We start from the raw sequence: 23346 nt of genomic DNA, 5'->3' as shown, positions 1-23346 counted from the left end.
TTTACAACATCAAAAAGGAAACAGTATGCAAACCAAAGCCATTTTGAGCCAGACCGATGTACTCACCGCCCTCGACGCGGCGCAAAAGGAAGCCGAACGCCAGGGGTGGTCGGTGACCATTGCAGTCGCCGACGACGGCGGCTACTTATTGGGCCTTCGCCGTCTGGACGGCGCCGCGCCCTTCAGCGCCGAGGTCGCCACGCAAAAAGCGCGCAGCGCCGCCCTTGGCCGTAAAGAGACCCAGGTTTTCGAGGAGATGATCAACAATGGCCGCACGGCGTTTCTCTCCGCCCCGCTCGAGGGCATGCTGACCGGCGGCGTCCCGATCATCATCGACGGCCAGGTTGTAGGCTCAGTGGGCGTGTCCGGCGTGAAGCCGGACCAGGACGCGCAGGTCGCCAAGGCCGGTGTCGCCGCGATCGGCTAAACGTCAGGCACGCAAAAACGACCCTGGGCGATGGCTCGGGGTTTTTTTATGTGTGAATCGTGAATCGTGAATCGTGAATCGTGAATCGTGAATCGTGAATCGTGAATCGTGAATCGTGAATCGTGAATCGTGAATCGTGAACCGTGAACCGTGAACCGTGAACCGTGAACCGTGAACAGGATAAGGGTGCGCGGTGGCGCGGGAATAGTAAAGAAGAAAGTAAAGCGGGGAGGGAAACTTGATGGCGGACCGGACGAGACTCGAACTCGCGACCTCCGGCGTGACAGGCCGGCATTCTAACCGACTGAACTACCGGTCCACTTTGAAACAACCATTTAATCGCGGTTCAGAGGCGCTTTTAAATGGTGGGTGGTACTGGGTTCGAACCAGTGACCCCCAGCTTGTAAGGCTGGTGCTCTTCCAACTGAGCTAACCACCCATGATCTAACGTCGAAAACGTTCAATCACTTTCTATCTACCGCGACTGTTATCGATGGCGGACCGGACGAGACTCGAACTCGCGACCTCCGGCGTGACAGGCCGGCATTCTAACCAACTGAACTACCGGTCCGAATAACGATAACATAGGGCAACAAAAGCGATGATGGCGGACCGGACGAGACTCGAACTCGCGACCTCCGGCGTGACAGGCCGGCATTCTAACCAACTGAACTACCGGTCCGCTGATACACCAACTTTTACTGCTAACGTGTCCAACCCATTAAAAAATGGTGGGTGGTACTGGGTTCGAACCAGTGACCCCCAGCTTGTAAGGCTGGTGCTCTTCCAACTGAGCTAACCACCCGCTGGTCACGTGGCGCTGCATTCTACAGGGTTCCGGTCTGGTGTCAATACGCTAATGAATTTTTGATTCAAATTAACGTGTTGCCGCTAGAGCCCGAACCACCTGCCTTGAGCGCCGAGGCAGAATGCCGCAACTGCCCCCGCTTCGTCAATCAAAAGTGTCACAATCGAGCAGCGGTTTTCACCACACGTGCTATTTAGCTTAACGCGCCGCCAGGCTAGACTCGCCCAGGGCTTCATGCCCTCCCCGTTTCATGGAAAGCCATTATGCAAAGCGCCCCACAAAGCGACGCCCATACAATGCCGCCACCGCCCTCGGCCCCGGTTTACAACTCGGTTTATAACTCTGTTTACAACTACACGGTCGTGCGTCAGTTCGCGATGATGGCCGTCGTTTGGGGGATCGTTGGCATGGCGGTGGGCCTTTTGCTGGCCGCCCAGCTGGTGTGGCCCGAGCTCAACCTGGGCCTGCCCTGGACGAGCTTTGGCCGCCTTCGCCCGCTGCACACCAACCTGGTGATCTTTGCTTTCGGCGGCTCGGCGCTATTCGCCACCTCGTACTATGTGGTCCAGCGCACCTGCCAGACCCGGCTTTATAGCGACCGACTGGCGGCGTTCACCTTCTGGGGCTGGCAGGCGGTGATCGTCGCTGCGCTCGTGTCGCTGCCGATGGGCTACACCACCACCAAGGAGTACGCCGAGCTCGAATGGCCGATCAATATCCTGCTGGCGGTGGTATGGGTGAGCTACGCGGTGGTCTTTTTGATGACCCTGAAGCGGCGCAACACCTCGCATATTTATGTCGCCAACTGGTTTTATGCGGCGTTCATTCTCACCATCGCCGTGCTGCATATCGTCAATAACGCAGCCCTTCCGGTCACGCCGATGTACTCCACCTCGCTTTACGCGGGGGCCGTGGATGCCATGGTGCAGTGGTGGTACGGCCACAACGCCGTGGGCTTTTTCCTGACGGCAGGCTTTCTGGGCATGATGTACTACTTCGTGCCCAAGCAGGCCGAGCGGCCGATTTACTCCTACCGGCTCTCGATCGTCCATTTCTGGGCGCTGATCATGATCTACATGTGGGCCGGGCCGCACCATCTTCACTACACCGCCCTGCCCAACTGGGCACAGTCGCTTGGCATGGTGATGTCGATCATCCTGCTGGTGCCCTCCTGGGGGGGCATGATCAACGGCATCATGACGCTCTCCGGCGCCTGGCATAAGCTGCGCACCGACCCGATCCTGCGCTTTCTGGTGGTCGCGCTCACCTTCTACGGTATGGCGACCTTCGAGGGCCCGATGATGGCGATCAAGACCGTCAACGCCTTCTCCCACTACACCGATTGGACCATTGGCCACGTTCACGCAGGCGCTCTTGGCTGGGTGGCGATGATCACCTTCGGCTCGCTTTATCACATGATCCCGCGCCTTTACGGGCGCACCCAGATGCACTCGGTGGGGCTGATCGCGCTGCACTTTTGGCTAGCGACCATCGGTACGGTGCTCTACATCACCGCCATGTGGGTCAACGGGGTGATCCAGGGGCTGATGTGGCGCGCGATCAACGCTGACGGCACATTGATGTATCGCTTTGTCGACGCCGTCGAGGCGAGCCACCCAGGCTATGTGGTGCGCATGCTGGGGGGGCTGTTCTTTTTGACGGGCATGCTGGTGATGGCGTTCAACGTCTACATGACGGTGAAGTACCGCCAAACCTCGGCGCCCGCACCGCGCACGGTAGCGCTGGAGGGCGGCCGCCATGAAGCATGAGCTGGTCGAGAAAAACGCCGGGCTTTTGGGCGTATTGATACTCGTGGCGATCAGCTTCGGCGGGCTTGCCGAGATCGTGCCGCTGTTCTTTCAAAAAGATACCACTGAGCCCGTGGAGGGACTTCGCCCACTAACCGCTTTGGAGCTCGAGGGGCGCGATATTTATCGCCGCGAAGGCTGTGTGGGATGCCACTCCCAGATGATTCGCCCGTTTCGCGCCGAAACCGAACGTTACGGTCACTACAACGTGGCCGGCGAAGGGCTGTACGAGCACAATTTTTTGTGGGGGTCCAAGCGCACCGGGCCGGACCTTGCCCGGGTCGGCGGGCGCTACACCGACACCTGGCACCGTCGGCACATGTACGACCCGCGCGACGTCGTGCCAGAGTCGATCATGCCCGCCTACCCTTGGCTTTTCGAGCGCGAGCTCGACGGCCAGGCCACGCCCGCCAAGATGCGTGCCTTGCAGCGCCTGGGCGTGCCCTACTCGGATGAAGAGATCGAAAGCGCCCAGGAGCAGGTCGAGGGCACCCCGGAAATCACCGCGCTCATCGCCTACCTGCAGCAGCTCGGCACGGTACTCGAGGGGGCACGCTAAATGGATACCGGCACCTTTCGCGGGCTCATCACCTTGTTTCTCATCATCGCCTTTATCGGCATCGTGGTATGGGCATACTCAAAACGCCGCCGCGACGATTTCAGCGAAGCCGCCCACCTTCCCTTCGCCGACGACGACGAAAGCGCAAGCCCCCGCGAAGACGAGCGCGAGGACCGCCCATGAGCGATTTGTGGGATAACGCCCTGCCCGGTTTCTGGAGCGCCTGGATCATCGCGCTCACGCTGATCACCCTGGCGCTGGTGGTCTGGATCGTGGCGGCCAATGTCGGCCACGGTGGCCCGCCGGGCGCTGACGGCGAGGCGCAGCGCAAGACCACCGGCCACGAGGTCGACGGCATCGAAGAGTACGACAACCCCACCCCTAGGTGGTGGTTCTATCTGTTCGCGGCCACGGTGGTGTTCGCGCTGGGGTATCTCGCGCTCTACCCGGGGCTCGGCAACTTTAGAGGGCTGCTTGGCTGGTCCCAGGAAGACCAGTGGGAAGAGGAAGTGGCCGCCGCCGAGGCGCGCTTCGGGCCTATTTTCGCCCAGTACCACGAAGTCCCGATCCCCGAGCTCGCCGAGGATTTTGAGGCCATGCAGATCGCCGAGCGCCTGTTCATGAACAACTGCGCCATGTGCCACGGCGTTAACGCCCAGGGCGGCGATGGCTTTCCCAACCTGACCAACGACGATTGGCTTTACGGCGGCGACCCACAGACGCTGGTAACGACGATTAGCGAAGGCCGGCGCGGGGTGATGCCGGCCTGGGCGCAGCTGGGCGACGAGACCCTCGAAGACCTCACCCAGCACGTGCTCGCCCTGGCCGGCCGCGAACACGAAAGCCCCGAGGCCGAACGCGGCGAACAAAGCTATGCCCGTTTTTGCGTGGCTTGCCACGGTGCGGACGGCACCGGCAACCAGGCCCTGGGGGCGCCGAACTTGACCAACGACATCTGGCTGCACCAGGCGCCGGGCCAAAGCGTGGCCCAAGCGGTCCGCCAGACCCTGAACGAAGGCCGAACCGGCCAAATGCCACCCCAGGCGCCGTTCATTAACGAGGAGCGCGTTCACCTGGTGGCCGCCTACGTCTACAGCCTGCGCTTTAGCGCCACCCAGCGCGAGTAGGCGCGCATTTGCCGCACCATCACTTGGCGCCCACCTAACCCAGGCCATCTAATCTGGCCGCGATTATTGCTATCATGGCCCTACGCTTTTGCGCCACCGCCGATAAGGCCGGAGTTCGATGCAGCCGATACCCGCCCAGGACATAACCCCTCGCGCCGAGAAACCACCGACGACCAAAGCGCCGCAAAGCCAGCTCGGCCGCCTTTACGTGCGCGAAAGCAAAGGGTTTTTCCAGGCACTTCGCCGCGGGCTCAATACCCTGCTGATGCTGGTTTTTTTCCTGCTGCCCTGGGTCGAGGTGCAGGGGCGCCCGGCCATCTGGCTCGATATCCCGGGGCGGGAATTTCATCTGCTCTCTACGACGTTCTACCCCCAGGAATTCATCCTGCTGGCACTTTTGTTCATCGCCGCCGCTTTCGGGCTTTTCTTTATCACCGCGCTAGCCGGCAGGGTGTGGTGCGGCTACACCTGCCCGCAAAGCGTGTGGACCTTTGCGTTCATGTGGATCGAACACCGCCTGGAGGGGTCGCGTCACCGGCGTATCCGCCACGACCGCACCCGCCCAAAAGGCCATTTCGCGCGCAAGGCAGTCAAGCACGCTCTTTGGGCGGCGATGGCGCTGGCCACCTCCGTCACGGTCGTCGGCTACTTTACGCCCGTCCAAGCGCTGGTCGCGGAACTTGCCACGCTCCAGGCCCAGGGCTGGGCGCTGTTCTGGGTGGGCTTTTTTGGCTTTTTCACCTATCTCAACGCCGGCTGGCTACGCGAGCAGGTGTGTCTTTACATGTGCCCCTACGCGCGCTTTCAGTCGGTAATGTTCGACCGCGACACGCTCACCGTGGCTTACGACGCCCGCCGTGGCGAGCCCCGGGGGCGAAAGGCCTCGAACGCCCCAAGCACCGGCGGCGACTGCATCGACTGCTCGCTTTGCGTGCAGGTTTGTCCCACCGGTATCGATATTCGCGACGGGCTGCAGTACGCCTGTATCCAGTGCGCCGCCTGCGTGGACGCCTGTAACACGGTGATGGACCGTCTCGAAAAACCCCGCGGTTTGATCCGCTACACCACCCAAAACCGCCTGGAGGGACGCCCCTCTTCGCGCTACCGGTTAAGATTTTTAGGCTACCTGGCGGCGTTAACCGTGGCGCTGGCCGCACTTGCCTTTGCCCTTGGCCAGCGCGTGCCGGTAAGCTTCGAGGCCGAGCGCCCTCGGGCTTCGCTTTATACCACCACCGCCGGCGGCGACATCCAAAACGTCTACCGGCTGACCGTGCGCAACCGCGACCGCCAGGCCCATACCTACCGGCTAAGCGTCGAGGGTGTGGCCGACGCGCAGCTCGACACCCGAAGCTTAAGGGTGCCCGCTGGGGCCTCGCGCACCCAGGTGGTCAATGTGAGCGCCCCTGGCGCCGGGCTTACCCCCAGCCAGCCGCTCGCTTTCATCCTTGAAGCCGAGCACGCGCCGATACGCGCCGAACGGCAAACCCGCTTTTTGAGCGGCGAGAGGAGATAGCCCCATGTTGGAACCTGCGCCGTCGCCCTGGTATCGCCAGTTCTGGCCCTGGTTTTTGATCACCCTGCTGCTCTCTTCGATGCTGGTGAGCGTTGGCTTTGCGGTGGTGGCGGTCAAGACCTTCGACGGTATGGTGGTCCAGGAGGATTACTTCGAGCACGGCAAAGCGATCAACGCGGTGCTCGCCAAAGCGGAGCGCGCCGAGACGCTGAATCTTGAAGCCGGGCTGCGTATCGACTCGCTCACCCAGGAGGTGGTGCTCGACCTGAGAGGCCAGGCGCGCCCGGAGGTGTTGACGCTCAACCTGATATTTCCCACTCAGGATAACCGTGACCATACCGTAGCGCTGACGCACCGCCACGGCGGGCGCTACTTAGGCCAGGCCCCGGCAGGGCTCGAGCACCGCTGGTACGTAACGCTCACCCCGCAAGAGGCCGACGAGTGGCGGCTAAGCGGCGAGATCACCCTGCCGTCCAACGCGGGCGTCACCCTGGCCCCCGCCAGGAGTGCGCCGTGACGCCACCGTGCTATCACTGCGGCACGCCGGTGCCCGCCGGCGCGCCCTGGTCCATCACCCTCGACGGTGCCACGCACCCACTTTGTTGCCCCGGCTGCGAGGCGGTGGCGCACGCCATCGTCGAGGGCGGGCTCGAGAACTACTACCGCTACCGCACCGAGCTTTCCGCCCGCCCGGAAAGCAACCGGGCCGCGGCGCAAACCTGGTCGGCGTTCGACCACCCGGACCTGCAGGCGCAGTTCGTTCACCCGCGTGAAGAGGACGTTAGCGCGACCCTGGCCGTGGAAAATATTACCTGTGCGGCCTGCGCCTGGCTGATCGAGCACCACCTGAACGCGCTGGAAGGCATTACTCAAAGCGCGGTGAATCTGTCGGATCATCGCCTGCGGGTGAGCTGGGACCCGGACACGCTCAAACCGTCCCATATCTTTGCCGAACTAGCCGCCATCGGGTATGCGGCGATGCCCTTCGAGCCCGACCGGGCGCAAAAGCGCCTGAAGCGCGAAGAACGTATGACCGTGCGGCGGCTGATCGTCGCCGCAGTGGGCATGATGCAGGTGGTGATGTTCTCCGTGCCCATGTACGTGGCGGGCCCGGATGAGCTGGGCGCTGATTTCTTCGCGCTCTTTCATTGGCTGTCGCTTGCGCTGACGACGCCGGTGGTGTTTTTTTCGGCCTGGCCGTTTTTTCAGCAGGCGCTCGCGGGGCTTCAACACCGCCGACTCACCATGGAGGTACCGGTGGCGCTCGCCGTGGGTGGCGCCTACCTGGCCAGCGCCTTTGCCGTGGTGTTCCACCAAGGCGAGGTCTATTTCGACTCCATCGCCATGTTCACCTTCTTTTTGCTGTTTAGCCGCTACATCGAGGCGCGCACCCGGCGCCGTGGCGGGCAAAGCGGCAACGCCTTGAGCGGCGCGCTGCCCGCCTCGGCGGTGCGTCTGGAAGCCGATGGCGCCGAGCGCATCGTCCCCGCCAGCCATCTTGCCCCGGATGACCGCGTGCTGATAAAACCCGGCACCACCGTTCCCGCCGACGGCGTGATCGAACAGGGCGAGTCGAGCCTTGACGAGTCGATGCTCACCGGCGAGTTTCTGCCGGTCACCCGGCGGCTAAACGAACGGGTCACCGGGGGCAGCCAGAACATGGAAAACGCGCTGGTGGTGCGCGTCACCCGGGCCGGCAGCTCGGCGGCGATCTCCCACGTGCTGGATTTGACCGACCGCGCGTTCGAGCGCCGCCCACGGCTTGCCCGGCTGGCGGAGACCATGGCCCAGCGCTTCGTGCTGCGCCTGCTGCTGGTCACGGTGTGCGTGGCCATCGTCTGGACGTTGATCGACCCCGGCCGGGCGTTCTGGGTGACGCTGTCGGTTTTGGTGGTCACCTGCCCCTGCGCGCTGGCGCTGGCCGCCCCTACGGCGCTTGCCGCCGGCCACGGCCAGCTGGGTAAGCGCGGCGTGCTGATCACCCGGGCCGACGCGCTGGAGACGCTTGCCACGGTGACCCGCGTGGTGTTCGATAAAACCGGCACGCTGACCCAAGGCGAGATGCGCCTAAGCGCTACCCAGCCGGTGGACGACACCCTGACCGGCCACCAGGCCCGGCGCATTGCCGCCGCCATCGAGGCCCACTCCGAGCACCCCATCGCCTCGGCGTTTCGCCCTTTCAGGGATGTAGAAACAAGCGCGGAAAATGTCGTCCGCGAGACGGGCCGTGGGCTAAGCGCAACGCTAAAAGGCGCCACCTGGCGCCTTGGCCAGGCGGCGTTTGCCGCAGGCCACGAACTCGCCCCTCCCGGCCCCGGCCAGTGGCTGCTGCTCAGCGAAGAGCACGCTCCCAAGGCCTGGTTCCAACTCGAAGATACCCTGCGCGACGACGCCGCCCTGGCCATTGCCCGGCTAAAGGCGCTGGGGGTGGGGGTCGAGCTTTTGTCCGGCGACACGCCGGAGGCGGTGGAGCACCTGGCCACCGCGCTTGGTATTCCGACCTGGCAGGCCCAAGCCTCGCCCGAGGCCAAGCTTACGCGGCTGCGCGCTTTACAGGCCGACGGCGAGCGGGTTTTGATGGTCGGTGACGGCATCAATGACGTGCCGGTACTGGCCGGCGCGGATGTCGCCCTGGCGATGAATGGCGCAACGGACCTGGCACGCAGCCGCGCGGATGCACTGCTATTGAGCCCACGCCTGACCCGCATTGGCGAGGCCCTGACCATTGCCCGCGCCACCCGGCGGGTGATGCGCCAAAACATGGCGTGGTCGGTGGGCTACAACGCCCTGGCGCTACCGCTGGCCGCCCTCGGCCTGGTGCCGCCCTGGCTTGCCGCGCTTGGCATGTCGCTGAGCTCGCTGGTGGTGGTTTGCAACGCTCTGCGCCTGAACGCTCGCGCGCGGGTCGACGCACACACGACGCCTTCCCAAGAGACGCCTCCCCAAGAGGTGCGCGCATGACGATTCTCTACCTGCTGATTCCGCTCTCGCTCACGCTGCTCGCCATGGCCGTATGGGCGTTTTTCTGGGCGGTCAAAAACGACCAGTTCGACGACCTGGACGGCCCCGCTCATCGCATTTTGTTCGATGACGACCCGCCCCCGCCGGCAAAGAGCCGCGCCGGTGACAAGCCCCCATCCTCCAAAGAGCCGCCGCCATGAACCCCACCGGCATGGATTTACCGCCGCTTGCCGCCGCGCTGGTATTCGGCCTGCTTGGCGGGGCGCACTGCATCGGCATGTGCGGCGGCATCATGAGCGCGCTGGCCTTTGCGGTGCCGCCCAGCATGCGAAGCCCCGCGCGCATGACCGGGCTGTTGCTTGGCTACAACCTGGGGCGCGTATCGAGCTATATGCTGGCCGGTGCCTTGGTGGCAGGGCTTGGCACGCTAGTCTCCCTCGCCCCTGCCGCCCGGCTGACGCTTCAGGTATTTGCCGCAGTGATGCTGATTTTGATGGCGCTCTATATCGCCAACTGGTGGAAGGGGCTGTTAGCGCTCGAGGCGCTGGGACGCAGGCTTTGGCGTCATATCGAGCCAGTGGGCCGGCGCCTGATGCCGGTGGTTCACTTGCCCCAGGCCTTTGCGCTGGGGGCGCTTTGGGGCTGGCTGCCCTGCGGGCTGGTCTATTCGATGCTTGCCTGGAGCATGGCCAGCGCCAGCCCCGCTCAGGGCGCGCTGCTCATGGGTGCGTTCGGCCTGGGCACGCTGCCCGCGCTTTTGGCCACCGGTTTTGCCGCCCGCACGCTTGCCGGGCTAATCCGCCACCCGGCCACCCGCGTCGTCGCGGCGCTTCTCATCATCGGCTTTGCGCTTTACCAGCTGTGGGCGCTTTTACCCCACGCAGGGCATTAAGCGGCGGGCTTTCTTGACTCAGCTCAACGTAGGCCTTGGCGGCAGACGTTAATCTGTACGTCGCCACCTACCCGTCCGGCCGCTCATTCACCTACCCGGGAGCTTTTATGTCGACCTGCGCCCACGTTGCCCCCTCGTCACCCGCTCCCGCCTGGGATGAAGCGCTCGTGCGCCGCTACGATAAAAGCGGGCCGCGCTACACCTCCTACCCCACGGCGCTCGCTTTTCACGAAGCGTTTGGCCCGGAGGATCTTACCGACGCTTTAGCGCGAAGCAACGATAGCCAAAGGGCGCTGTCGCTTTATGTACATATTCCGTTTTGCGAGAAGATCTGCTTTTACTGCGCCTGCAACAAGATCGCGACCAAGAATCGCCAGTTGGCCGAGCCCTACCTTTCCCGCCTCGACCGGGAAATGGTGCTGGCCGCGCGCCACGTGGATACCGCGCGCCCGGTGCAGCAGCTTCACTGGGGCGGTGGCACGCCTACCTTTTTGACGCTCTCGCAGATGGGCGACCTGATCGACCGGATGGATGCCCGCTTCGGGCTCTCGAGTGACCCGGCGCGGGATTACGCCATCGAAATCGACCCGCGCGAGGCGGACGTCCTCACCCTGCGCCATCTTCAATCGCTTGGGTTCAATCGGCTGAGTCTGGGCGTGCAGGATCTGGACATCGAGGTCCAGAAAGCGATTAACCGCGTCCAGCCCCGCAGGCTCACCGAAACCCTGATGGACGAGGCGCACCGATTGGGCTTTAGCTCGCTCAACGTGGACCTGATCTATGGGCTTCCGCGCCAAACCGAGCAACGCTTCGCCGATACGCTTGCTCAGATCATCGAGCTCAACCCGGCCAGGTTATCGCTTTTCAATTACGCTCACCTGCCCACGCGCTTTGCGCCCCAGCGGCGTATTCTCGAAGCCGACTTGCCCGGCGCCGATGAAAAGCTCGCCATTTTGCGCATGAGTATCGAAATGTTAGGCCAAGCGGGCTATGTGCATATCGGCATGGACCACTTCGCCCGCGCCGATGATAGCCTGACGCTCGCCCAGCAAAACGGCACGCTCCAGCGTAACTTCCAGGGGTACTCAAGCCACGCGCAGTGCGATTTGATCGGTTTGGGGGTGTCGGCGATTTCCCGGGTCGACGACGTCTACGCGCAGAACCCGGTCACCCTGGATGACTACGCAAAGGCGCTGGATCAGGGTAAACTGGCCACCTGTAAAGGCGTGCGCCTGACCCCGGACGACCTCATTCGCCGCGAGGTGATCGAGCGGCTAATGTGCGATATGCACCTGGACCTGGCGGCCATTGGCACCCGTTTCGGGATCGATGCCGAAACGTACTTCGCCCAAGCGCTGGATAACCTGCGCCAGGCCGAACGTGACGGGCTGGTGACGCGCCAGGACCTGGTATTGAACGTTACGCCGATCGGTCGGCTACTGATCCGCCACTTGGCCATGGCCTTCGATACTTACTTGACAGAGCAGTTCGCCGCACGTTATTCAAGAATCTTATAAGATGCTAAGTACCCGGCCATACGAGGAGAAGGTGATGTCCATCACTGCCAGCCAACGCCGCTCGATGCTACAGGCGCCGCGCTGCCAAACCTGCAGCTTGAGTTCGCTCTGTTTACCGCTAGCGCTGCAGCTCGAGGACGTCAGCCAGTTCGACGCCATCATCCGCCGCCGCGCGCCGCTCAAAAAGGGCGAGGCGCTGTTTCATCAAGGCGAGCGCTTCTCCAGCGTCTACGCGGTCCGTTCGGGAAGTCTCAAGCAGGTAACCAGCGAAGGCAATGGCGACGACCAGCTCACTAACTTCTATTTACCAAGCGAGCTGGTCGGCCTCGACGGTATCGATGAGGAATTGTACCCGGGCAGCGCCATTGCGCTCGAAACCACCACGGTATGTGAGATTCCGTTCCAGCACCTGGACAAGCTCTCCGAAGAGCTGCCCGAGCTGCGCGGCCAACTCTATCGCAGCATGAGCAAAGAGCTTCGCGACGACCGCCGGATGATGCGCCTTTTATCGCGCAAGACCGCCGACCAGCGCCTGGCGACGTTTCTCACCACGCTCTCTGATCGTTTCCGCCGCCGCGGCTACTCGCCCTATAGCTTCCGCCTCTCCATGGCGCGGGCCGATATCGGCAACTACCTGGGGTTGGCCGTCGAGACGGTCAGCCGGATTTTAAGCCGGCTTCAGCAGCAGCAGGTGGTCGCCGTTTCCGGACGCGAGGTGAACATTCTCGATATGGCGCGCTTGACCACCCTGGCCGACGAAGAAGTGTCCGCCTAACCCGCCTTTAGCCCACATTGAGCGCCTGAATACGCCCGGCCTTCATTTCCGCCTGTTTGGCTTCCAGGCCCTGGAAGTCGAACAGCGCCTGGTCGGCCAACTGCGAAGGGGCGACGTTGGTCACCGCTTTGAACATGCTTTCGAGCCGGCCCGGGTACTTTTTATCCCACTCGGCAAGCATCGCCTTGACGTTCTGACGCTGCATGTTGGGCTGCGAGCCGCACAGGTTGCAGGGAATAATGGGAAATTCCATTAGCCGCGAGAACTCGGCGATATCCGCCTCCTTGCAGTAGGCCAGCGGGCGAATCACGATATTCCTGCCATCATCGGACAAAAGCTTGGGCGGCATGGCCTTGAGCGTGCCGCCGAAGAACATGTTCAAGAAAAGGGTTTCGAGAATATCTTCCCGGTGGTGACCAAGCGCCACCTTGTTGGCGCCGATCTCTTCGGCAAACCCGTAGAGCGAGCCACGGCGTAGCCGCGAGCAAAGCGCGCAGGTCGTCTTGCCCTCCGGGGTTTTCTCCTTCACCACCGAGTAGGTATCACGCTCGAGAATATGGTACTCGACGTCCAGCTTGTCGAGGTAGCGCGGCAGCACGTGCTCGGGGAAGCCGGGCTGTTTCTGGTCGAGATTCACCGCCACCAGCGAAAAATTGACCGGGGCGTTGCGCTGCAGATTGCGCAGGATCTCGAGCATGGTATAGCTGTCCTTGCCCCCGGAGAGGCACACCATCACCCGGTCGCCCTCTTCGATCATCTGATAATCGAGAATGGCGTTGCCGACCTCGCGGCGAAGTCTTTTCTGCAACTTATTGAATTCGCGCTTTTGTTTCACATCGCTTGGCTCGATTGAGCTTGCCGGAGCCGGGGCCTCGGCCACGACGGGCTCGAAATGATCGGGTTGTTGCATGGTATAAGCACTGCCGGTGATGGGTGGTGAAGGCGTTATTCTATCAAGACTCCCGCTGCCACCCAACAAAGCCTTCGAGCGCCTTCAAACCTCGAGCGCGGCGTCGCGCTTGAGCCGCATATACAAAAGCGCACAGGCGCTGGCCTCGCCCAGAAGCGACGGCCAGGGCAGCGCCAGCCGCGAGTGGCTGAGCGCCTGACTAAAGCTTGCCGCCTGGGGCTCGACCGGCGAGCGCCGGGCCTTGCGCTGATAGAGCCTGGCCACATCGACCTGGGCGTTGGGCAGCTCGAAGCCGAGCCGCGCGTTGAAAAGCCGGTTGATCGGTGCCAGCGCCCTGCCAAGCCCCCACCCCACCACCGGGCGGTTGCCGATAAACTCGGCAAGTGCGGCGATGTTTTCCGCCGTCGGGGGGAGCGGCGCAAAGATTCGGTGCTGGGCGATGCAGTGTCGGGCGATGCAGTGTTGGTCATTGGAAGGACGCTGGCGGCGGCGCTTTATTCGGGCCTCGTCCGCCAGGGTAGCGACCCAGGCACTGCGGGTGTACACCTGGCGCTGGTCAAACACCACCGCGGCGATGCTCAGAATCTCACTATCCTGGGAAAACCTGAACGCCAACGCTACGAGCTCCTCGCCCAGGTAGGGGTGAAAAAGCCACTCGAAGGCGGAGCCGGCGAAGCGGCGCCGGTCGCTTTCGCGCTTGACGAGCGTGCGCAGCGAGCCGCCCAAAAGCGATGCGTATCGGTCCGTGAAGCGCATACGGCTACGCGTACTCCAGATGATAGCGATGGGTCAGCCGCGACTTGAACTCCTTGACGATATGCAGCGCCTCGCGCAGCAGGTCGCGCTCAAGCGAAGAAAGGTGCTGCACCACCACGTGGTTGGTCGAGATGCTCGTCGACGCCTTCGCCTCGGCCAGTTGCTGGCGAAGGCGAAGCTCCGTGAAAAGCGCCAGCGCCTCGCCCAGGTCCTCGGCAAAGCGCTTCTCCAGTCGGCCGTCATCTACCAGCGCTTCGAGACGCTCGAGCGTGCCCACGGCTTCGATACGCCGCTCCAGCGCCATGGTGCGCACGCCGTGAACGATGGGAAAGATGCCGCCCTTTTTGATATCGATGCCGTGCTCGCGCTTTTTAAGCGAACCAAACAGCGTCAGGGGGGTTGAGAAGCTCAACGCGGCGCGGGCCAGGTAGCTCAACAGCAGCTCGTCCCCGGCGCAGCGATCAAACAGTGCCTGCTGCACGCGCCGGGCAAGCTGCGCGTTGCCGGCCATGGGCTGGGCGTCGAGCAGGATGGCAAGCTTCATCAGGCTGTCGCCGTCGCGCCGCTCGGCCCAGCGCGCGATACGCGCTTGCCAGACCGCTACGCTGCCGACCCACTCCGGGTTGGAGACCATGATATGGCCGGGGCACGGCGGGTAGCCAAGCGTGATCAGCGTATCGGTCAGGCGCTGCATTTGGGCCGCGACATCCGGCCAACTCTGATCGTCTTCGAGAATCAGCGCGTTGTCCTGATCGGTTTTGAGGATCTGCTCACCCCGGCCTTCGCTGCCCATGACCACCAGGCAGCACCGCTGTTCTGGCGCCTTTGGCACGCTAAACGCCCAGGCCTTGTGGATAATACGCGCGTTAAGCGCCGCCAAAAGCTCCATAACAAAGCGAAGCTTCACCCCCTGAACCATCAACGCCTCGACGAGTTCCGGCGTGCGTTGGCTCGCCTGAGCCAACGCTTTTAGATCACTGGCCTTCTCGATTTGTAGCCCCACCACGTAACTTCGACTGGAGAAGTAGCTCAGCACGTCGGTGAGCTCGACGATGCCGCAAAGCGTGTTCTCCTTCATCACGACGACCCGGGCCACCTTGTGCCGCGTCATCAGCACCAGCACCTCGAACAAATACTGCTCCGGGGCGGCGACGACCAGCGCAGTGCAGGCCAGGGCGTCGATGAGCGTGGTTTGGGGCTTCTGCTCGACGACCAGGGCGTTGAGCAGATCCGTTTTGGTGACCATGCCGTAGCCGCCCTGGGTGCTGACCAGCAGGCTGTCGGCCTGGTGCGCCAAAAGGGTATGGACCGCGCTTTGAATGTCCAGGCCTGCCTCGATGACGATTGGCGCGCGCATGCACTCGCGCACCCGGGCCAGCATGAACCCGGCCATGGTGACCCCGCCCACGGCACGCCGCTCGGTAAGAAGCCGCGCCTTGTTGGCAAGCGTTTGTTTGAAAAACGCCTCGAACGCCGGATAGTGCTGGCAAAGCGCGCAGAACGCTGCTTTGGGAAGCACGTAGCAAAGCGTCTCCTGCTCCGCCTCGAAGCGGTAGCGGCTTTGGCCGTTTAAAATACTGATCGCCCCGAACAGGTCGCCCGGTGTGTAGTGGCCGATGCGTGCCTGCGCCTGGGGCATCGCCGGGTCGAGCTCGGCGACCTCGCCTTTATGGATGATGAACACGCCTTCGCCGGCTTGGCGGGCCTCTAAAATGATATCGCCGATGTCGAAGTAGGCCAGGTTTAGGTCACTGCGCACGCGCTCGAGCCCCGCTTCGTCGAGCAGGGAAAATGGCAGCCTTGTAAGATCGACCTCGATCATGGATCACCCCGATAAAAATGGCCCTTTAACATAACGGCGTACTTAGACACCTCAATACTTATCGCGATTGTTGTGGGCATTACTAAAGTCTATATAAAACGACCGAGAAGCCCTTTTCTGAAACGTTTAAAACTGCCTTCGAAGAGACTCAGTACGGCACTTTCAAAATAGCGGATAGCGCTTTATGACCACCTATAGACTATCGTCCCATCCGGACTAAAGTCGTACTCTTTTGGCGTAAAAACGTGAACACATAGAGTAATTTACCTGTATAAAGCAGTCTGCCAAGGACGCCTTTAGTCCGTGATACCAAAGTCTGGATTTCTTTTTTTCATTTATTGGCCAGTATTACCTTGAGTTCACAAAGCCAATAAATCCCCGGGACAAACATTATCGAGCCGCTTAACGCGACACAGGGGGTCGCGCAACAAAGCGTCACACTCATCGATTTGGCAAGGGCACTTTCGACCCGGTGGTTTTATCTGCGCGGTACAAGGCCGCAAACCGCTGTGAAGACACTTTCCAACCTTAAAAACCATAAACGGAGAGCATCATAATGGCAGATGACAAATCCAACGCTGCTGCATATTGGAAAGCCAACGTTCGCCTGATCACTGGCTGCCTGGTGGTCTGGGCATTCGTATCCTATGGCTGTGCGATACTGTTCCGCCCGCTGCTGGCCGCGATTCCCGTGGGCGGCACGGATCTCGGGTTCTGGTTCGCCCAGCAGGGCTCCATCCTTACCTTCATCGTGCTGATCTTCTTCTACGCCTGGAGAATGAATCAGCTCGACAAGAAATTCGGCCTGGGAGAGTAAGCGATGAGCCAGTTTGCAATTAACCTACTGTTCGTAGGCGCCTCCTTCGCGCTCTATATCGGCATTGCGATATGGGCGCGGGCCGGCTCCACCAAGGACTTCTACGTCGCCGGCGGCGGCGTTCACCCGATCACCAACGGCATGGCGACCGCCGCGGACTGGATGTCGGCGGCGTCGTTCATTTCCATGGCGGGTCTTTTGGCCTCCGGCGGCTACGCCAACTCCACCTTCCTGATGGGCTGGACCGGCGGCTACGTGATCCTGGCCATGCTGTTGGCGCCTTACCTGCGCAAGTTCGGCAAGTTCACCGTGCCGGACTTCATCGGTGACCGCTTTTACAGCAACACCGCCCGCCTGGTTGCGATCGTGTGCTTGATTGTTGCCTCGGTCACTTACGTTATCGGTCAGATGACCGGTGCGGGTGTGGCCTTCTCGCGCTTTTTGGAAGTCAGCAACACCTGGGGCATTTGGCTGGCAGCGCTGATCGTCTTCCTGTACGCCGTATTCGGGGGCATGAAAGGCATTACCTATACCCAGGTAGCGCAGTACGTGGTGCTGATCATCGCCTACACGATTCCTGCGGTCTTCATCGCCTTCCAACTGACCGGCAACCCGATCCCCATGTTCGGCATGTTCAGCACGCACACCGAGTCGGGCATTCCGCTGCTGCAAAAACTCGATGACGTGGTCAGTGCCCTGGGCTTCCAGGACTACACCGCCGATGTCGATAACAAGCTCAACATGGTGCTGTTCACGCTGTCCTTGATGGTGGGTACCGCCGGTCTTCCCCACGTTATCATTCGCTTTTTCACCGTGCCGAAAGTCGCCGATGCGCGCTGGTCCGCGGGGTGGGCGCTGGTGTTCATCGCGCTTTTGTACCTGACCGCCCCGGCGGTAGGTTCCATGGCGCGCCTGAACCTGATGACCACGGTCTACCCGGAGATGGCCGGCCAGGTGGAAAACTACGAAGAAGCCACACAAAATCCCATTCTTTACGAAGAGCGTCCGGAGTGGTTCCGTACCTGGGAAGACACCGGGCTGATCGTATACAACGATGTGAATGGCGATGGCCGTATTCAGTTCTACAACGACGACGCCGACTACGCCGACCGCGGCTGGGAAGGCAACGAGCTCACCGTCAACAACGATATTCTCGTACTGGCCAACCCGGAAATTGCCAACCTGCCCGGCTGGGTCATCGGTTTGATCGCGGCGGGCGGTATTGCAGCGGCTCTTTCGACGGCGGCGGGCCTTTTGCTGGCGATCTCCTCGGCGATCAGTCACGATTTGATCAAGACCATGATCAACCCGAAAATCACCGAGAAAGGCGAAATGCTGGCAGCGCGCATCTCCATGGGCGGGGCGATCTTGCTGGCGACCTACCTGGGCTTGAACCCGCCAGGCTTTGCCGCGCAAACCGTCGCCTTGGCCTTTGGTATCGCCGGGGCGTCGCTGTTCCCGGCGCTCATGATGGGGATCTTCTCCACCCGCATGAACAACGTCGGCGCGATTGCCGGTATGCTGGCGGGCCTGCTCTGCACGCTGCTCTACATCTTCACCTACCTGGGTTGGTTCTTCATCCCCGGCACCAACATGCTGGCCAACACGTCGGATAACTGGTTCTTCGGTATCTCGCCGCTCTCCTTTGGCGCGGTCGGTGCGATGATCAACTTCGCCGTGGCGTTTGCGGTCTCCAGCGTCACCGCCGCACCGCCGAAAGAGATCCAGGAGCTGGTAGAAAGCGTGCGCTACCCGAAAGGAGCTGGTGTTGCCGTCGACCACTAAGCCATAATCGATCCTGACACCTCGTGCAGGAATCACCATTGACCATCGGGCCTCCTCAGGGAGGCCCGATGACTTTCAGAAAGGAAATTCTATGATATGGCACCTGATCGCCGCCGTGTTTGCCGGACTTGCTGGCGCCGGGATCGGCCTGCTGCTGCGCGCATTAAGCGGCAAACGCCTTCCCAAATGGGTCGTGCCGGTATTGGGGGGGCTTGGCATGCTGGCCTATCAGATTCAGGTAGAATACTCCTGGTTCGAGCACAAAAAAGCGCAGCTGCCGGAGACGGCGCGCGTGATTTCAAGCGATACGTCGACTGCGGTATGGCGTCCCTGGACGTTTGCCTTTCCCATGACCACCAAATTCAGCGTAGTGGATAGCGACAATATCGTGGCCCGAGAGATCGAGGACGCTTGGGTGGCGGAGTTCCTGCTGTATCAGTTCGAGCGCCACCACACCGATATTCTGACCACCCAGCCTTACGTTCTAAACTGCGCTACTCGCGAGCTAATGGCGTTGAACAGCACAGCCGACGCGGCCTCCCCCGGCGAATTACGCCGCCTGCGCGAAACCTCGCCGCTACTCACAGCGGTCTGCGGACTCGCGGGCGCTCAAGAGCAGACGTAAGCGCCGCTTTTGCCTAGAATGGAGAACCTTGCAAGCACCGCTTACTGGGCAAAATAATCGTTGGTAGAGGGAATAGGCATGTTTCACGGTGGGCTGCTGGTCGCGGTATCGCTTTTATATATCGCGGTGCTTTTTGGCATTGCCTGGTTTGGCGACCGCCGCGCGCGTACCCGCGGTGCCAGCCGCCGCCGGCCGATCATCTACAGCCTCGCGCTGGCGATTTACTGCACCTCCTGGACGTTTTACGGCGCGGTGGGCCAGGCCGCTACGGCGGGCTGGTCCTTTGCGAGTATTTTCGTCGGCCCGATTCTGACCTTTTTACTCTTCTGGCCGGTGCTGGCCAAGATGATTCGCGTCGCCAAGCACCAAAACGTCACCTCGATTGCCGACTTCATCGCCTCGCGCTACGGCAAGAGCCAGTCGCTTGCCGCCTTCGCAAGCCTGGTGGCGCTGATCGGCACCCTGCCCTATATCGCGTTGCAGCTCAAAGCCGTATCGACCACGTTTAGCGTGCTGACCGAAAACAACGCCCCCACCGGGGCGCTTTTCAACGATACCGCCTTTTACGTGGCGATCGTCATGGCGCTTTTCGCGGTGCTGTTCGGCACCCGCCACACCGACGCCACCGAGCATCACGAGGGGCTGATCCACGCCGTCGCCTTCGAGTCGCTGGTCAAGCTCTTCGCCTTTGTCGTGCTGGGGGCCTTCGTCACCTGGGGCATGTTCGACGGGCTAGGTGCGTTAATGCAGCACGCCGAAACCCAGCTGGGCCTACAGCGCCAGCTCGCCAACCAGGATTTCGGCCAGAGCTTCTGGGCGCAAACGCTTTTAGCGATGCTGGCCATTTTGTGCCTGCCGCGCCAGTTCCACGTTGCCGTGGTCGAAAACATCCACCCGGACGACGCCACCAAGGCGCGCTGGCTCTTCCCGCTCTACCTGCTGGCGATCGCTTTTTTCGTGGTGCCGTTGGCCGCCGCGGGCCTTTATCTGTTCTCGGACAGCGGCGTGGAGCCCGACACCTACGTGTTGACGCTAGCCATGGCCTCCGGCCACGAGTGGCTGACGCTGTTGACCTTTATCGGCGGCTTCTCCGCGGCCACCGGCATGGTGATCGTCGCGGCGGTGGCAGTGTCGATCATGATCTCCAACGAGATCGTGATTCCAGCGCTTTTCCGGCTGCGCTGGTTCGACACCAAGGCGCGGGACTACGGCCGACTGGTGCTGCGCGCCCGGCGCCTGACGATCATCGCCGTGCTGGCGATGGCCTACGGCTTTTATCAGCTGCTTGCCGAGTTCACCTCGCTCGCCTCGATCGGCATGCTCTCGTTTGCCGCTGCCGCCCAGTTTGCCCCGGCGGTGATCGGCGGGCTCTACTGGAAGCGCGGTAACCGGCTGGGGGTCGTCATCGGCATGAACGCGGGCTTCGCGATCTGGACCTACAGCCTGCTGTTGCCCGCGATGATCAGCGCAGGCGTTTTGCCTCAGGCGTGGCTTGCTGGCGGGCCGCTGGGTATCGGCTGGCTCTCGCCCACGGCGCTTTTTGGTTTGAACCTGGGCGATAGCTTCACTCACGGCGTCATGCTCTCTTTAGGGGTGAATCTGTTTTGCTATATATTCGTCTCCCAGGTGAGCTCGCAGCGGGTGGTCGAGCGCATCCAAGCGTCTCTGTTCGTTGACAGCGTCGAGACCCGCCAGACCTCGGTCAACCGCCCCTGGACCGGGGCCACCACCGTGGGCGATCTCAAGGTGCTCTGCGAGCGTTTTCTAAGCGCCGACCAGGTGGCGCGCGCCTTCGAGGACTACGCCGGGCGGGCCGGCAAGCCGCTGGATAACGCCACCCGCGCCTCGATCGACGTGATTCAGTTCACCGAACGCTTTCTAGCCTCTGTACTCGGCGCCTCCTCGGCGCGCATCGTGGTGAACTCGGCGCTTCAGGGCCGCGGTATCGGTATCTCGGATGTGATCTCGATCGTCGACGAAGCCTCCCAGGTGCTGGAGTTCAACCGGGCGCTTTTGCAGGCCACCATCGAGAACATCAACCAGGGCATCAGCGTGGTCGACCAGAACCTGCGCCTGGTGGTCTGGAACCAGCGCTATCTGGAGCTCTTCCGCTTTCCCGATCACTTGATTCGGGTGAGCGCGCCGATCGATCGCATCTTTCGCTACAACGCCCACAACGGCGAGTACGGCCCGGGGGATCCGGAAGAGCACGTCGAGCTTTTGATGGATAACATTCGCAAGGGCCAGCCCCACCGCTACGTGCGCTACCGCCAGGACGGCAGCGTCCTGGAAGTTCAGGGCACGCCGATGCCCGGCGGTGGTTTCGTGTACACCTATCAGGACATCACCCAGCAAAAGCACATCGAAGAGGCGCTGATTCGCTCGGAAAACAATATCCGGATTTACACCGACAACGTACCGGCACTGATCGCCTACTTCGATAAAGAGAGCCGCTACCTGTTTACCAACCGCGCCTACGAACAGGCCTTTGGCATCGACCGTAACGCGGTGATCGGCCGCCGTTTCGAAGACGTTTTGCCGGTGAAACAGGCCGAGGAGCGCCTGCCCTGGGTGAAGCGAGCCCAAAGCGGCGAGCGGGTGAGCTTCGAGGTGGCCATGCGCGTGGACACGCACATGCGCTACATGCTGGTGACCTACACGCCCCACTTCGGCGACAGCCAGTCGATTCTGGGCTTTTTCGCGCTGTATCAGGATATTACCGAACGCCGCCAGGCCGAGATCGCGCTCAAGGAGACCAACGAGACCCTCGAGGAGCGGGTGCGCGAGCGCACCCAGGCGCTCTCCAAGGCCAACGCGGCGCTGCGCCAGGAGAACCGCGTACGCGCCGAGGCGGAGCAGGCGCTGCGCCAGGCCAAGCAGGTCGCCGAAGACGCCAACGCCTCCAAAACGCGCTTTCTGGCTGCGGCGAGCCACGACCTGCTCCAGCCCTTGAATGCGGCCCGGCTTTTCACCTCGGCGCTGATGCAAAACGAGCAGGAAAGCGGCACCCAGCGCACCATCGGCCATATCGACAACTCGCTACAGGCCGCCGAGGAGCTTTTGAGCACGCTGCTGGATATCTCCAAGCTCGACGCCGGCGCCTTGACCCCGCGGCGCAGCCATTTTGCGCTTTCGGATATCACCCGCCCGCTGCGCGCCGAGTTCGATGTGATGGCCGACGAGCGCGGCCTGGATCTCAAGGTCGTGCCCACCGCGCTCTGGGTCGACTCCGACCCGCAGATGCTGAGACGCATCGTACAGAACTTTCTCTCCAACGCCCTGCGCTACACCCAGCAGGGCCGCGTGCTGCTGGGTTGCCGCCGCCAAAACGGCCGCCTGAACATCGAGGTGTGGGACAGCGGCCCGGGGATCCCCGAGTCGAAACTCACCGAAATCTTCCAGGAGTTTCGTCGTCTGGATCAGGTATCGCGCCACAAGGAGAGCGAAAAAGGGCTAGGGCTGGGGCTCTCGATCGCCGACCGGATGAGCCGCGTGCTGGATCACCCGATCAAGGTGCGCTCCTGGCCGGGGGTGGCCACGGTGTTTTCGGTCAGCGTGCCGGTGGTGGCCGCCCAGGAGCGCAGCGCGGATGCGAGCGAGGCGCCCACCCGGCGCGGCGGCAACAAGCTGGCCGGCGCGCGAATCGTGTGTATCGATAACGAAACGCTGATACTCGAAGGCATGACGGCGATGCTCAGCGGCTGGGGCTGCGAGGTATTCACCGCCACCAGCATCGGCGGGGCGAAGTCGATTTTGCGTAACATGGACGGCGACCCGGACGCGATTCTGGCCGACTACCACCTGGATAACGAGGTCACCGGCCTGATGGCGCTGGAGGCGCTCAGCGAGCGTTTGAAAGGCGCGGTACCGGGTATCGTGATTACCGCCGACCGCACCGAGGAGGTCGCCGAAGAAGTGAAGCGCTCGGGCTACCAGCTGCTTTTAAAACCGGTCAAACCCGCCGCCCTGCGCGCACTTTTGACCCGCACGCTGCAGGCCAGCCGCGCTAGGACCTAAACCTGGCGTGTCGAAAAGGGTAACTTTGCTACAGGAAAAGGCTGGTTCGAGCAACCCTACGCAGGGGCGCTGTGAATACCTCCCTGTACGCTACTTTCCCCATCTGACCGCCATGGATGGCGGGAATGCCGGAAAGGCAGGAGCTCCTTTTCGGCCCTGGCGAAAGACCCCTGCTACGGGTTACTCGAACCAGCGCAAGGTGTAGCGGCCTCTAAACAAGAAAACCT

19 protein-coding genes and 5 tRNA genes are annotated in these 23346 nt (G+C 62.1%); 16 read left to right on the top strand and 8 right to left on the bottom strand.

Going from position 1 to position 23346, the window contains the following annotated elements:
* Positions 1–25 precede the first annotated feature (25 nt).
* Complete coding sequence (locus ACWHRL_RS03230) at positions 26–427, top strand: heme-binding protein (RefSeq protein WP_447527840.1); 402 nt, start codon at positions 26–28, stop codon at positions 425–427.
* A gap of 242 nt (positions 428–669) precedes the next feature.
* On the opposite strand, the gene ACWHRL_RS03225 is transcribed toward ACWHRL_RS03230, so the two are convergent.
* The 5 genes from ACWHRL_RS03225 to ACWHRL_RS03205 all read right to left on the bottom strand — a co-directional run bounded on the left by ACWHRL_RS03225 (position 670) and on the right by ACWHRL_RS03205 (position 1232).
* A tRNA-Asp gene (locus tag ACWHRL_RS03225) sits at positions 670–746 on the bottom strand.
* A gap of 44 nt (positions 747–790) precedes the next feature.
* Positions 791–866 (bottom strand) — tRNA-Val (locus ACWHRL_RS03220).
* Between the two features lie 55 nt (positions 867–921).
* Positions 922–998 (bottom strand) — tRNA-Asp (locus ACWHRL_RS03215).
* 34 nt (positions 999–1032) lie between these two features.
* Positions 1033–1109, bottom strand: a tRNA-Asp gene (locus ACWHRL_RS03210).
* A gap of 47 nt (positions 1110–1156) precedes the next feature.
* A tRNA-Val gene (locus tag ACWHRL_RS03205) sits at positions 1157–1232 on the bottom strand.
* A gap of 299 nt (positions 1233–1531) precedes the next feature.
* Between ACWHRL_RS03205 and ccoN the strand changes: the two genes are divergently transcribed.
* The 11 genes from ccoN (at position 1532) to fnr (ending at position 12387) form a co-directional block, all read left to right on the top strand.
* Complete coding sequence (ccoN, locus tag ACWHRL_RS03200) at positions 1532–3004, top strand: cytochrome-c oxidase, cbb3-type subunit I (RefSeq protein ID WP_447530494.1); 1473 nt, start codon at positions 1532–1534, stop codon at positions 3002–3004.
* Positions 2994–3602 carry a cytochrome-c oxidase, cbb3-type subunit II gene (gene ccoO, locus ACWHRL_RS03195; RefSeq protein ID WP_447895203.1) on the top strand — a complete coding sequence of 203 codons (609 nt, stop codon included), beginning with the start codon at positions 2994–2996 and terminating at the stop codon, positions 3600–3602. The genes ccoN and ccoO overlap by 11 nt, the downstream gene beginning before the upstream one ends.
* Positions 3603–3785 (top strand): cbb3-type cytochrome oxidase subunit 3, encoded by a 183-nt coding sequence (locus tag ACWHRL_RS03190; RefSeq protein WP_447895202.1) that lies wholly within the window; start codon positions 3603–3605, stop codon positions 3783–3785.
* The gene (gene ccoP, locus ACWHRL_RS03185; protein ID WP_447895201.1) at positions 3782–4729 is read left to right on the top strand and encodes a cytochrome-c oxidase, cbb3-type subunit III; all 948 of its coding nucleotides are present in this window, start codon (positions 3782–3784) and stop codon (positions 4727–4729) included. Before ACWHRL_RS03190 ends, ccoP begins: the two co-directional genes overlap by 4 nt.
* A 118-nt stretch (positions 4730–4847) precedes the next feature.
* A complete protein-coding gene (gene ccoG, locus ACWHRL_RS03180) occupies positions 4848–6242 on the top strand; it encodes a cytochrome c oxidase accessory protein CcoG (RefSeq protein WP_447895200.1) in 1395 nt (464 codons plus the stop codon).
* 4 nt (positions 6243–6246) lie between these two features.
* A complete protein-coding gene (locus tag ACWHRL_RS03175) occupies positions 6247–6759 on the top strand; it encodes a FixH family protein (RefSeq protein WP_447895198.1) in 513 nt (170 codons plus the stop codon).
* The gene (locus tag ACWHRL_RS03170; RefSeq protein ID WP_447895197.1) at positions 6756–9203 is read left to right on the top strand and encodes a heavy metal translocating P-type ATPase; all 2448 of its coding nucleotides are present in this window, start codon (positions 6756–6758) and stop codon (positions 9201–9203) included. The genes ACWHRL_RS03175 and ACWHRL_RS03170 overlap by 4 nt, the downstream gene beginning before the upstream one ends.
* On the top strand, positions 9200–9403 hold the full coding sequence (gene ccoS / locus ACWHRL_RS03165) for a cbb3-type cytochrome oxidase assembly protein CcoS (protein WP_447895196.1): 204 nt from the start codon (positions 9200–9202) through the stop codon (positions 9401–9403). The genes ACWHRL_RS03170 and ccoS overlap by 4 nt, the downstream gene beginning before the upstream one ends.
* Positions 9400–10095, top strand: coding sequence for a sulfite exporter TauE/SafE family protein (locus ACWHRL_RS03160; RefSeq protein WP_447527832.1), 696 nt, complete (start codon positions 9400–9402; stop codon positions 10093–10095). Before ccoS ends, ACWHRL_RS03160 begins: the two co-directional genes overlap by 4 nt.
* Positions 10096–10202: 107 nt before the next feature.
* Entirely contained in the window at positions 10203–11612 is a 1410-nt protein-coding gene (hemN, locus tag ACWHRL_RS03155; RefSeq protein WP_447895195.1) for an oxygen-independent coproporphyrinogen III oxidase, read from the top strand.
* A gap of 34 nt (positions 11613–11646) precedes the next feature.
* Positions 11647–12387, top strand: a complete 741-nt coding sequence (fnr, locus tag ACWHRL_RS03150) for a fumarate/nitrate reduction transcriptional regulator Fnr (RefSeq protein ID WP_447895194.1) — start codon at positions 11647–11649, stop codon at positions 12385–12387.
* Positions 12388–12394: 7 nt separating this feature from the next.
* Here fnr and ttcA read toward each other — a convergent pair whose 3' ends face one another.
* The 3 genes from ttcA to ACWHRL_RS03135 all read right to left on the bottom strand — a co-directional run bounded on the left by ttcA (position 12395) and on the right by ACWHRL_RS03135 (position 15875).
* Positions 12395–13297, bottom strand: coding sequence for a tRNA 2-thiocytidine(32) synthetase TtcA (ttcA, locus tag ACWHRL_RS03145; protein WP_447895193.1), 903 nt, complete (start codon positions 13295–13297; stop codon positions 12395–12397).
* 84 nt (positions 13298–13381) lie between these two features.
* The gene (locus ACWHRL_RS03140) at positions 13382–14053 is read right to left on the bottom strand and encodes a DNA polymerase III subunit epsilon (RefSeq protein ID WP_447895192.1); all 672 of its coding nucleotides are present in this window, start codon (positions 14051–14053) and stop codon (positions 13382–13384) included.
* Positions 14054–14057: 4 nt separating this feature from the next.
* The gene (locus ACWHRL_RS03135; RefSeq protein WP_447895191.1) at positions 14058–15875 is read right to left on the bottom strand and encodes a putative nucleotidyltransferase substrate binding domain-containing protein; all 1818 of its coding nucleotides are present in this window, start codon (positions 15873–15875) and stop codon (positions 14058–14060) included.
* Positions 15876–16431: 556 nt separating this feature from the next.
* On the opposite strand from ACWHRL_RS03135, the gene ACWHRL_RS03130 reads away from it, so the two are divergent.
* The 4 genes from ACWHRL_RS03130 (at position 16432) to ACWHRL_RS03115 (ending at position 23119) form a co-directional block, all read left to right on the top strand.
* Positions 16432–16692, top strand: a complete 261-nt coding sequence (locus tag ACWHRL_RS03130) for a DUF4212 domain-containing protein (protein ID WP_447527826.1) — start codon at positions 16432–16434, stop codon at positions 16690–16692.
* Between the two features lie 3 nt (positions 16693–16695).
* A complete protein-coding gene (locus tag ACWHRL_RS03125) occupies positions 16696–18477 on the top strand; it encodes a sodium:solute symporter family protein (RefSeq protein WP_447895190.1) in 1782 nt (593 codons plus the stop codon).
* A gap of 91 nt (positions 18478–18568) precedes the next feature.
* On the top strand, positions 18569–19102 hold the full coding sequence (locus ACWHRL_RS03120) for a hypothetical protein (protein ID WP_447527824.1): 534 nt from the start codon (positions 18569–18571) through the stop codon (positions 19100–19102).
* Positions 19103–19180: 78 nt separating this feature from the next.
* Positions 19181–23119 carry a hybrid sensor histidine kinase/response regulator gene (locus ACWHRL_RS03115; protein ID WP_447895189.1) on the top strand — a complete coding sequence of 1313 codons (3939 nt, stop codon included), beginning with the start codon at positions 19181–19183 and terminating at the stop codon, positions 23117–23119.
* The last annotated feature ends 227 nt before the right edge of the window (positions 23120–23346 follow it).

It is taken from the genome of Vreelandella sp. GE22, from assembly GCF_968212445.1.
This window is presented reverse-complemented; position numbering and strand designations above follow the sequence as displayed.

What these genes read in the sequence shown, in the direction of transcription:
- ACWHRL_RS03115 (WP_447895189.1), top strand. Translation starts at nt 19,181, where the DNA reads ATGTTTCACGGTGGGCTGCTGGTCGCGGTATCGCTTTTATATATCGCG.
- ccoN (WP_447530494.1), top strand. Translation starts at nt 1,532, where the DNA reads ATGCCGCCACCGCCCTCGGCCCCGGTTTACAACTCGGTTTATAACTCT.
- ccoP (WP_447895201.1), top strand. Translation starts at nt 3,782, where the DNA reads ATGAGCGATTTGTGGGATAACGCCCTGCCCGGTTTCTGGAGCGCCTGG.
- ACWHRL_RS03135 (WP_447895191.1), bottom strand. Translation starts at nt 15,875, where the DNA reads ATGATCGAGGTCGATCTTACAAGGCTGCCATTTTCCCTGCTCGACGAA.
- ACWHRL_RS03175 (WP_447895198.1), top strand. Translation starts at nt 6,247, where the DNA reads ATGTTGGAACCTGCGCCGTCGCCCTGGTATCGCCAGTTCTGGCCCTGG.
- ccoG (WP_447895200.1), top strand. Translation starts at nt 4,848, where the DNA reads ATGCAGCCGATACCCGCCCAGGACATAACCCCTCGCGCCGAGAAACCA.
- ACWHRL_RS03160 (WP_447527832.1), top strand. Translation starts at nt 9,400, where the DNA reads ATGAACCCCACCGGCATGGATTTACCGCCGCTTGCCGCCGCGCTGGTA.
- hemN (WP_447895195.1), top strand. Translation starts at nt 10,203, where the DNA reads ATGTCGACCTGCGCCCACGTTGCCCCCTCGTCACCCGCTCCCGCCTGG.
- ACWHRL_RS03230 (WP_447527840.1), top strand. Translation starts at nt 26, where the DNA reads ATGCAAACCAAAGCCATTTTGAGCCAGACCGATGTACTCACCGCCCTC.
- ttcA (WP_447895193.1), bottom strand. Translation starts at nt 13,297, where the DNA reads ATGCAACAACCCGATCATTTCGAGCCCGTCGTGGCCGAGGCCCCGGCT.
- ACWHRL_RS03130 (WP_447527826.1), top strand. Translation starts at nt 16,432, where the DNA reads ATGGCAGATGACAAATCCAACGCTGCTGCATATTGGAAAGCCAACGTT.
- ccoO (WP_447895203.1), top strand. Translation starts at nt 2,994, where the DNA reads ATGAAGCATGAGCTGGTCGAGAAAAACGCCGGGCTTTTGGGCGTATTG.
- ACWHRL_RS03120 (WP_447527824.1), top strand. Translation starts at nt 18,569, where the DNA reads ATGATATGGCACCTGATCGCCGCCGTGTTTGCCGGACTTGCTGGCGCC.
- ACWHRL_RS03190 (WP_447895202.1), top strand. Translation starts at nt 3,603, where the DNA reads ATGGATACCGGCACCTTTCGCGGGCTCATCACCTTGTTTCTCATCATC.
- ACWHRL_RS03125 (WP_447895190.1), top strand. Translation starts at nt 16,696, where the DNA reads ATGAGCCAGTTTGCAATTAACCTACTGTTCGTAGGCGCCTCCTTCGCG.
- ccoS (WP_447895196.1), top strand. Translation starts at nt 9,200, where the DNA reads ATGACGATTCTCTACCTGCTGATTCCGCTCTCGCTCACGCTGCTCGCC.
- fnr (WP_447895194.1), top strand. Translation starts at nt 11,647, where the DNA reads ATGTCCATCACTGCCAGCCAACGCCGCTCGATGCTACAGGCGCCGCGC.
- ACWHRL_RS03140 (WP_447895192.1), bottom strand. Translation starts at nt 14,053, where the DNA reads ATGCGCTTCACGGACCGATACGCATCGCTTTTGGGCGGCTCGCTGCGC.